This is a genomic window from Bacillus sp. es.036, assembly GCF_002563635.1.
Lineage (GTDB): Bacteria > Bacillota > Bacilli > Bacillales > Guptibacillaceae > Guptibacillus.
Genome location: NZ_PDIZ01000001.1, coordinates 2514212 through 2524273, shown reverse-complemented (window position 1 = coordinate 2524273; position 10062 = coordinate 2514212). Strand labels below are relative to the sequence as shown.

The window sequence follows — 10062 nt, the reverse complement described above, 5'->3', positions numbered from 1 at the left end:
GATTAGCAGCTTTAAAGGAGCGAGTAATTTGATAAGTAGGTGAAAAAGATATGGGCACCGTTAAAGATGGAAGCAATATGCGTTCAAAAATGAAAGATGTCGCTCAAAAAGCAGGTGTCTCAACGGCCACCGTTTCTCACGTGATTAACGGAACGAGGTATGTTTCTGAAAATACGAAGAAAAAGGTCTATCAGGCTATGCGGGATCTTAACTACAGTCCGAACTTCGTAGCTAGAAGTCTTAGAAGCAGCAGTTCAAAAACGATCGGTTTGATCATTCCTGCTAAAGAAATGGATACCTCGGGTTTTTTCTTTATGTCAATTGCTCACAGCATTGAGAAAAAGCTTAAGGAAATTGGCTATCAGTTAATTCTAAGTAATTCAAATGAAGAAATTGAAAATGAGATTCAACAAATCAATATGTTTAAAAATCAAATGATCGATGGGTTAATTATGGCTCCAACTTACGGGGATCATAGCTATTTAAAAGAATTTGAAGATCAGTTACCCATTGTATTCATTGATCGAAAGCCAGAGGGGATTGATTGTGACTGTGTGCTTGTCGATAACTTCAAAGGCACGTATGAGGCGATGAATCACTTTATTGAGAAGGGATATCAAAAAATCGGATATATATCAGGTCCACTTGGCCTAACGACAAGTGATGAACGGCTTAGAGGATATAAGCATGCGTTATTAGAAAACAATCTCCAGGTTGATGAATCAATGATTGTGATTGATGAAGCCTCATTGGAAGCTGGCAAAAATGCCATGGCGTTACTACTTGAGCAGTCTAAATGCACGGCGGTTATGATTGGGAACAACATTCTAACATTAGGAGCAGTCGTAACGTTAAATAAAAGCAAGATTCAAGTACCAGAACAGATGGCTGTCATTGGCTATGATAACTACGAATGGACTGAAGCAACCAATCCACCTTTAACCATTATTAAACAGCCAATTCATGAGATAGGCGAAAGAGCAGCAGAATTGTTGCTCGCTCGTTTAGAAAATCCGCAGAAAGAATCTTCCTGTGTGAGCTTGCCATCCAGCTTAGAAATACGAAGTTCATGTTAGGAGAACAGTAGATTGATACGACGGGAGGAGAGTGAGTTGGGAGATCATAAATACAAGGTATTTTCTTTTCTAGAAAAAGCAGTGGATTTCCTCTTTCTCAGTTTCATATGGGCGATTATGTGCGTTCCAATCATCACGATTTTCCCTTCAACAGCGGCTATGTTCGGTGTTGTTAGAACGTGGCAACTTCAAAAAGGAGAAGCGGGTGTATTCATTACATTCTTTAAGTTATTTAAGGAGAATTTCAAACAAAGCTTTGGTTTATCCCTTATTTGGAGTTTAGTTGGACTTTCTTTATACCTTAATTTCCAAATCGTATCTCTAACTGGCTCAGTGGTTGAAATGGTGATTTTTATTGTGAGTGTTTTACTAAGCATCATTTTTATTCTGATAACCATATACGTATTTCCGATGATGGTTCATGTAAAAGCAAAGTGGCACGAACTGGTGAGAAATTCATTTTTTCTTGTTGTAGCAAGCCCGTATTCAACGATGATCATTGGTGTTGTCACCATCGGGACAGTCTATTTCTTGTTAGATAATCCAGCAGGACTGTTTTTTATTACAAGTATTCTAGCTTACTTTATTAGTTATTGGTTCCTGAAGGCAATTAGTAAACTACAAATCAATTAATGGTTTCGTTAAAAACTTTGTTGACGGAAAGGGTGCTGAATATTGGATGTTGAACAAGTGATTCCTCGAAGCAACTATTCAGAGAAGCATAGACCTCAGTTTCATTTCACTCCGGAATCAAATTGGATGAACGACCCAAATGGGATGGTTTATTTTAACGGAGAATATCATTTATTCTATCAATACCATCCTTATAGTAGCGTGTGGGGACCGATGCATTGGGGACACGCGGTGAGTAAAGATTTCATTCACTGGGAGCACCTCCCTATTGCGTTAAAGCCCGATCAAAACGGGGCTATTTTCTCAGGAAGTGCGGTTGTCGACTGGGATGATACAACTGGTTTCTTTAATGGGCAAAGTGGTCTCGTAGCAATCTTCACTCATGCGGATACATACCCTGGATCCGAGAGACCAAGGCAACGGCAGAGTCTAGCTTACAGCAGCGATAATGGGAGGAGCTGGACATTTTATAAAGGGAATCCGGTCCTTTCAGAACCTCGAATTCTAGATTTTCGAGATCCTAAAGTTTTCTGGCACAAAGAAACAAATCGCTGGGTCATGGTCATCGCTTCGGGGCAATCAATTAGTATTTACACGTCATTAAATTTAATCGACTGGGAGTTTGCGAGCACGTTTGGAGAGAAAGAAGGGTCGCATCAGGGGGTATGGGAGTGCCCTGATTTATTTAAACTACCAGTTGATCACGACCCATCCAAACAAAAGTGGATTTTAATCGTTAGCCTTGGAGACCATCCAGATGTTGAGAGCGGTTCAAAAACACAATATTTTATTGGTGAATTTGATGGCGAAACGTTTCGAAACGATCATCATCCAGATCATGTGTGCTGGCTTGATCACGGAAGAGATAATTATGCAGGTGTAACGTGGTCAGACTTACCAGATCATGATGGGAGAAGGATTTTAATTGGATGGATGAGTAACTGGCGCTATGCGAATGAAACGCCTACAGAAGGTTGGCGAAGCGCGATGACAATTCCAAGAGAACTCTTCCTGAAATCCACCTCTGCTGGTGTCAAACTTACCCAACTTCCTGTTACAGAACTTAATAATATTAAAGAGCCTTTAGCCCTGTTCAAAGAACAAAAAATACAATCAGGAGAAAATGTGCTAGCTGGTATTCGTGGAAACACCCTTGCAATAACCATTGATCTTGATCCTGGTTCATCAGAAGTAGTGGGCTTAAAGGTCTTAAAATCTGATAAAGAAGAGACGATCATCGAATATGATCCAGGAACAGAAATACTAACCTTTGATCGAAGTCGATCTGGAGATTGTTCTTTTCATTCCTCTTTCGCGTGTAAACAGACAGTGAAAATGGAATCTCTTCATAAACGTTTGCGGTTGACCGTATTAATTGATCGCTCTTCCATTGAAATTTTTGGGGATGGTGGGGAAACGGTCCTTACAAATTTGGTGTTTCCGAAAGAGGATCGTAATGGTCTGGAGTTATACAGTAGCGGTGAAGGTTTTATTCATTCGATGGAGATAAATCGATTGAAGTCGGTTTGGTCTAATCAATAACTTGTATTCGGAAATAGGAGAGAGACTTTGAAAGTATATACGTTATAGGTAAAGGCCGAGTTTCTAATTGGAAACTCGGCCTTTACCTATGCTTTCTCTAAAACGCCTTAATAGAATTAGAGTGACGAGTTTTCATTTTTTTTAATTAAGTGAGTCATGTCTTCTGCTTCCAAATTTAAAAACATGTTTATAACGAACAGGATGACACTTAAGACAAGGAGGTTAGGAAAGATCATGAGCAAAACGGTTAGGGATGTATTGCCTGCAAGGAAGAAAGATAGCCCAAGCATAAATAAGGGGAGTGATACATTATAAAGCCAGAAATGAAGTTTTGCTAAAAGTGTTTCACTAGCTTTGGGGAATAGAATATAGATAAAACCGAACAAGCCCATTGAAACCCAACCTAATAAGTTAATATGAGCGTGAGCGCCTGCCAAACTGTGATCCTCGATCATCTCCATCACTAACCCCATACTCACTCCAATTAGGAAATAAAGAGCTGCCAATTTAAGAAACCATACGCCCATTTTCATTGAATCCCTCCTCTACATGTTTGATAGCCCGTTTAAGTATATCTACCTAAAAGGTAGATTATGACGAGTACTTCTCAATTTTTTCACTTCTCATTTGGTACAATAAAACCAACCAAAGCTAACTTTCTTACAAAAAGTTAAACTCTGAAAAAAGGTAAGGTGTCAAAATGAATGTTAAACAAACATGTGCCAAAGCAGCGCTAGCATACATAACAGATGAAACCATTATCGGTCTTGGTGGTGGAAGCACAATTGGATATTTAATTGACTTTATTAAGGAAGAAAAGTTAAATGTAAAAGTCGTAACGCCATCTCTCAAAACGAAGCATCTATGCGTAAATCAGGGACTGGAAGTGCTCCCAATAAGCACCGTTGAGGAAGTAGAGGTTGCATTTGATGGGTGTGATGAGGTTGATGAGAATTTACATGCACTGAAGAGCGGAGGAGGCATTCATACGCAGGAAAAACTTATTGCTCATATGGCAAAAGAATATATATTACTTGTTGATGATTCGAAAGTTGTGCCAGAGTTAACTTATAGGCATCCAGTCGTGTTGGAGATTTTGCAAGATTCTCTAGCAATTGTGCGAAAAAAAGTGGCCGTGTTAGGTGGAAAGGCAGAAGTGCGTTCAAGTTCTGCGAAGGATGGCTATACCGTTACCGACTATGGAAATTTTTTAATTGATGTGTGGTTTGAGAAGGGGCAAAATGCTGTGCAACTTGAAACAAAACTGAAAGAAATACCTGGTGTACTTGATGTGTCGCTCTTTACGACGGTAGTGTCAAAAGCATTAGTGGCTAGTGAAGGAGGAATTCACGAGATTTCAAAAAAAGATTAACGATCCTAAATGAAAAAGGTGCCTGTCACTCCTTGCTAACTAGGAGGACGAGGCACTTATTATTTTTGATTTTCTGTCCCCCACAAATGCATCTGCTCTAAAATTGGCATTAACGTTTTCCCTTTTTCCGTTATGGAATATTCCACTTTTGGAGGAACGGTATTTTCTTGTTTGCGATCGATGAAGCCCTCTTCTTCTAATTCTTTTAACTGCTGACTCATCACTTTGTGTGTGACGCCTGGTAGCAACTGGCGTAATTCATTGTAGCGAAAACTGCCGTCAACACAGAGGTGCCACAAGATGACCGTTTTCCATTTGCCACCGATTTTCTTTAACGTATATTCAATCGAGCATTTTAACTTTCCGTTTTGATCGACTGGAGAAGTCATCATGGATCGACTCCTTTCTTACCTTTTGGTTAGTATCGCACAAAAAAGTGCGTTCTTACGTGATGTTTTTGTTCTCAGTATAATAAACGTGTGTTAACAGAACATAATCATAACCATCACTAAGGAGGAGTACAAAACTATGTTACCATATCCACGAAGTTTTTCTCATATTGGACTATCTGTCCCAAACCTTGAAGAGGCGATTAAATTTTATAAAGAAGTATTCGGCTGGTATATTTTGATGGAGCCATCTGATGTACAAAATGATGATTCAGCAATCGGTCAAATGTGCCGTGACGTCTTTGGAGATGACTGGGATACGTTCCGAATTGCTCACCTTTCAACTGGAGATAAAATTGGTGTTGAAATGTTTGAGTTTCCAGAAAATGAAAAGCCAGAAAACAACTTCGAATACTGGAAGACAGGCATTTTCCATTTCTGTATTCAGGATCCTGATGTCGAAGGAATGGTTGAAAAAATCGTACAGCACGGTGGGAAACAGCGTATGCCAATCCGTGAATACTATCCTGGCGAAAAACCATATCGCATGGTTTATGTAGAAGATCCGTTTGGTAACATTTTCGAGATCTATTCTCATAGCTATGAGCTGACTTATTCTGATGGAGCTTACTAAATCATTCTGTGAACCAGGAGAATCATTCTCTTGGTTCTTTTTTTGATTAGATGTTTCGATATTTCCCTATTTTAACTGGCTGTACAATCACTTGCACTCCAAACGGGAGGGAACACTACCTAGCGGCTCTTTTTTAGTTGGTCTTTTGATATTCGTGTTCCATAGAGGCTGCCTCTTGAAACACCTCAACCAAAATCTCCATCCCTTTCTCAATTTTATCCTGAGTTGAATGGGTGAAATTCAATCGCATTGTATTTTGCTTTGCGTCTGCTACATAAAAAGGTGCGCCAGGAACGTAGGCAGCGCCTTTTTTTACAGCTGTATTTAATAAAAGGGTCGTATCAATATCTTCCGGTAATTCTACCCAAAAGAACATCCCACCTTTAGGAACCGTATAAGAAAGACCAGGTAGCTCCGCTTGATCAAGCAAACGCTTCATTACTTTCATGCGATCATAATAGGTGCGTCTTAAGTTTTGGATATGACCGTTTAAATCAAAGTCGGTACAAAGGTGATAGAGCGCATGATGGGCTAGAGAGTTTGAATGCAAATCGGCCGCTTGCTTTGCCTGCGCCACCACCGTTTTCGAAAAGGTACTCGTATAGACGGTGTGCGATCCATCGTCTAACGCTGAGATTGGTGTATACGTTTGGTTGCTATCAAATTTGATCTCACCATAAGGATCATCTTCAAAAATAATGACTTTCTTTCGAATGGCCGTTTCTAATAAATGCTGTCGTCTTTCTAACGACCATACTTTTCCCATTGGATTAGAGAAGGTAGGGACAACGTACACACACTTTGGCTTGTACTTTTTCATTTTATAATCTAGATCCTCAGGGACCATCCCGTGCTCATCTGTTTTAACCGGAATAATCTTTACTTCATAGGACTGAAACACCTGAACAGCTGCTAGGTAGGTAGGGTTTTCAGTAAGAACGATGTCACCGGGATTGAACATGACCCGTGCAAATAAATCGATTGCTTGTTGAGAGCCGGTAGTAAGCATAATGTCTTCTACGCTTGAAGCAATTCCTTTCTTACCCATACGATCCACAAGCACTTCACGAAGTGGGGCATACCCCTCTGTGGCGTCGTATTGAAATGCTTTTCCACCAGAATCAAATGTCTTTGTGAACGCATTTTGTACGGCTTCTACAGGGAACAGTTCGTCATCCGGTAATCCCCCTGCAAACGAAATAACATCTCCTTTATTCGTGATTTTTAGTATATCTCGTACCGCTGATGATTGAAGATGCTGTACTCTTTTAGCAAACCCGTACCTCATGACTAAAACGCCTTCCTTTGTTTTAATATTTAAAATATTATTATTATAGCATTTTAATGCGGTGAAAGGCTAGTGTGTTTCGTGTGAAATAAAGCTATTGCGTAAAAGTGGGGAATTGAAACCGATAGCCGGAAATATGAGTAAAGAATGAGAAAAAGCATAAAGCTAATTTGCTTCATGCTTTTATCTTTAATTAGTCTGTTATTCTAGAATCCCTACCGAATTAAATCCACCTGCAGCTGCTTCAACTTCTGGACTGCCTTCACCGTAAAGGTCAATAGCGGACTGTATGATTGCTTGTCGGGCATCACTGAAGTCGGAGTTAGGTGTGAGGTATTGAGTCAAAGCACGATAATAGATTTGTCCAAGCTTCTCACGGCCAATATCCTGTGCAGTTAAGTAAGCAGCGTGATTAATAATGGAAGAATTGATGTGAACCCCGCCGTTATCTAATTTACCAGGTAGATCGTAGAATTCATCCATATGAGAAGGGTATTTTCCATCCCCATTTCCATATGGCACATAAGCAGCAGCAACAGGGTATTTACTAGGATCACTTAAGCTTCTAAGAGAAGTGCGTCCATCTGCTACTGCAGCAGGTGCCATAATGTCTTCTCCAATCTCCCAATCCGATTCATCGATTAATGCCCCGAAGATATCCGAGAAGGCCTCATTCAAAGCACCAGATTGGAAACGGTAAATAAGGTTAGCTGAATTAGAGGTTACGCCATGAGTCATTTCATGGGCTGCAACATCCAGGCTAGCAGAAAGAGGAATAAAGAATTCACCATCGCCATCTCCATATACCATGTAAGTCCCGTTCCAGAAAGCGTTGTTGTAATTATCACCATAGTGAACAACGGATTGAATCGGCATACCATTATCGTCGAGTGAGTTCCGTCCATGCTCACTTAAATAATAATCATAGACTTGTTCAGAGTTATAGTGAGCATCCACTGCAGGCTCAGCAAATTCAGACTTGAACGCCGCGCTTTTATTTGAAAAGACCTCGAGGTAGTTTTTTGAGTAATCATAGGTAATGATTCCATCTAGCCCATCATGACTGTAATCTGCTAGTTGAAAAGTGCTTCCTTCATTTTCAACCTTGTTTTTTGTGACATGTAGAAGACGGTGATCACCTAGTACGCCGGTACCAGTTCCCGTTTGGGTTTTGTAATGTCCTGCATCCATAATGGCATTGTCTTGATCCACAACTTCACCAGACTTAGCGTCAACAAACACGAACCAGTTACCAGGCTCATCTCCTAAGAAGTTTACATTCACCTTATAGGTAAGGTGATTTTTACCTTCGAATGGATAAATAACTAACTCAGAAGTTGGAACTTGATCTAAGGTAGCAGGAGCATTGGTCGAAGATTTTGCGACTTGCAAAGCATCTTCTGTAGAAACGGTAGGCGATGTATTGAGCTTACTTGATTCAACTTCCTCATTATAAGCACCGTTTACGACTGTAATTTCATTGTCCGCATTGTAGTGAACAATAATTTCAGCACCTTCCACGGGTACGCCGTTCTTTGTTTGATTAAACCTAACGTGAGTCATACCAAGCTCATCTTTGACTGACTTTTTCTTTTTTAGGTCTGCTTTTGGGTTCTTAATGTTTACTTTTTCTTTATTTTGTTGCAGGTAGTTTAGGGCATCCTCTGTAGTAGAAGAGGAACGTTTAACCGCTTGTTTTTCCTTCACAAATAGGGGAACGTTTGCTTTCTCGTTCCATTGCTTAACGGTATGACTTTCCACTTGAGCAGGCTGTTCAGCTAGAACATTATGATACGGAAGTGAGGCGGTGATTAAAGCAGTTGTCACAACAAGTGGGGCAATGAACTTTTTTCTCAAATAAATTCCTCCTAATATGTAATCTATTAACAATTATATAAGGAAGATGAACGAATCTCATGAGTCGTTGTAATTATCTTAAAATATAGAATAGTAAGAATTCATGGTTATTTAGAACTATGATTATTAGTGTGGAAAATTTTATTAAACTCATTTCTTAAAGTAAAAAGGAAATGGCAAACTTAAGTTGAAGATTGACAATTGGTATGAAAGTGAAGGGGGTGTATGTGCATGAAGTTTTCTCAAGAAAGTGTTATTGATCAACTTATACAAGGTGTTGATTTTTCTGGTTCTATCTTTGTAAAACAAGATGAAAAAGAATTCAAATTATCTTCCGGATATGCCAATCGAGTGGAAGAGCGATTAAATAAGGTGAATACAAGATTTGGGATTGCCTCAGGTTGCAAGTTGTTTACGGCAATAGGGATCGCTCAGTTAGTAGAGAAAAAGCAATTATCGTTCAAAACGAAGTTAAGAGATTGCTTGAATGTGTCTTTTCCTCACTTCGATCCGAACATTACAATTCATCAGCTTTTAACACACACTTCAGGTATACCGGACTATTTTGATGAGGACGTCATGGAAGATTACGAGGATCTTTGGAAGCAGACACCAATGTATCTTCTAAAAAGCCTTCAGGACTTTCTGCCACTTTTTCAAAATGCGGAAATGATAGCTCAGCCAGGAGAGGCATTTCGTTATAATAACGCCGGTTACATCGTGCTAGGTCTAATTATCGAGCAGCAAACAGGAATGACTTTTCAACATTATATAGAAGAAAATGTTTTTAAGCCTGCTCATATGAATGATTCAGGGTATTTCTCTTTAGATCGTCTCCCGCAAAATACAGCACTAGGCTACATTGATGAAGATGACGGCTCGTGGCGGACGAATACGTATGCTATCCCGGTTGTCGGTGGAGCTGATGGGGGTGCGTATGTGACAGCACCTGATATGGTGAAACTTTGGGAAGCGCTGATTGATTTTCAGTTATTGAATGAGAGTCTTACAAAAGAATTATTAACCACCCATGTGGATGTGAAAGAAGGCGTGGGTTATGGTTACGGTGTTTGGATAAATAGTCGGAACAGCCAAGTTTTTAAATACCATGTGATGGGCTATGATCCAGGAGTGAGCTTCCATTCTGCTTACTATCCAGAGAGTGGATATAAGATCGCCATTCCTTCAAACCACGGTGATGGTGCATTTGATGTAATGAAAGACTTCGAAGAAATGTTCCATCGATTAGATACGTAAAAAGAAAAACTACG

Annotated in this window: 10 protein-coding genes; 6 read left to right on the top strand and 4 right to left on the bottom strand. The window is 39.8% G+C overall.

Going from position 1 to position 10062, the window contains the following annotated elements:
- The first annotated feature begins 50 nt into the window (after positions 1–50).
- The 3 genes from ATG70_RS12895 to ATG70_RS12885 are packed head-to-tail and all read left to right on the top strand — an operon-like array spanning position 51 to position 3251.
- Entirely contained in the window at positions 51–1076 is a 1026-nt protein-coding gene (locus ATG70_RS12895) for a LacI family DNA-binding transcriptional regulator (protein ID WP_257147688.1), read from the top strand.
- 36 nt (positions 1077–1112) lie between these two features.
- Positions 1113–1709 (top strand): YesL family protein, encoded by a 597-nt coding sequence (locus ATG70_RS12890; RefSeq protein ID WP_098444695.1) that lies wholly within the window; start codon positions 1113–1115, stop codon positions 1707–1709.
- A 42-nt stretch (positions 1710–1751) separates the two neighbouring features.
- On the top strand, positions 1752–3251 hold the full coding sequence (locus ATG70_RS12885; RefSeq protein ID WP_257147687.1) for a glycoside hydrolase family 32 protein: 1500 nt from the start codon (positions 1752–1754) through the stop codon (positions 3249–3251).
- A 116-nt stretch (positions 3252–3367) separates the two neighbouring features.
- On the opposite strand, the gene ATG70_RS12880 is transcribed toward ATG70_RS12885, so the two are convergent.
- Positions 3368–3784, bottom strand: coding sequence for a cytochrome-c oxidase (locus ATG70_RS12880; RefSeq protein ID WP_257147686.1), 417 nt, complete (start codon positions 3782–3784; stop codon positions 3368–3370).
- A gap of 167 nt (positions 3785–3951) precedes the next feature.
- Between ATG70_RS12880 and rpiA the strand changes: the two genes are divergently transcribed.
- The gene (rpiA, locus tag ATG70_RS12875; RefSeq protein WP_098444694.1) at positions 3952–4623 is read left to right on the top strand and encodes a ribose 5-phosphate isomerase A; all 672 of its coding nucleotides are present in this window, start codon (positions 3952–3954) and stop codon (positions 4621–4623) included.
- Between the two features lie 59 nt (positions 4624–4682).
- On the opposite strand, the gene ATG70_RS12870 is transcribed toward rpiA, so the two are convergent.
- A complete protein-coding gene (locus tag ATG70_RS12870) occupies positions 4683–5015 on the bottom strand; it encodes a winged helix-turn-helix transcriptional regulator (RefSeq protein ID WP_306472709.1) in 333 nt (110 codons plus the stop codon).
- Between the two features lie 136 nt (positions 5016–5151).
- Here ATG70_RS12870 and ATG70_RS12865 point away from each other — a divergent pair, with 136 nt between their 5' ends.
- A complete protein-coding gene (locus ATG70_RS12865) occupies positions 5152–5646 on the top strand; it encodes a lactoylglutathione lyase family protein (protein WP_098444693.1) in 495 nt (164 codons plus the stop codon).
- 133 nt (positions 5647–5779) lie between these two features.
- Here the strand turns inward: ATG70_RS12865 and ATG70_RS12860 are convergent, their stop codons facing one another.
- Both ATG70_RS12860 and ATG70_RS12855 read right to left on the bottom strand, forming a co-directional pair.
- Complete coding sequence (locus ATG70_RS12860) at positions 5780–6934, bottom strand: aminotransferase-like domain-containing protein (protein WP_098444692.1); 1155 nt, start codon at positions 6932–6934, stop codon at positions 5780–5782.
- 201 nt (positions 6935–7135) lie between these two features.
- Positions 7136–8791, bottom strand: coding sequence for a M4 family metallopeptidase (locus tag ATG70_RS12855; protein ID WP_098444691.1), 1656 nt, complete (start codon positions 8789–8791; stop codon positions 7136–7138).
- A 231-nt stretch (positions 8792–9022) separates the two neighbouring features.
- On the opposite strand from ATG70_RS12855, the gene ATG70_RS12850 reads away from it, so the two are divergent.
- Positions 9023–10048, top strand: a complete 1026-nt coding sequence (locus ATG70_RS12850; RefSeq protein ID WP_257147685.1) for a serine hydrolase domain-containing protein — start codon at positions 9023–9025, stop codon at positions 10046–10048.
- The last annotated feature ends 14 nt before the right edge of the window (positions 10049–10062 follow it).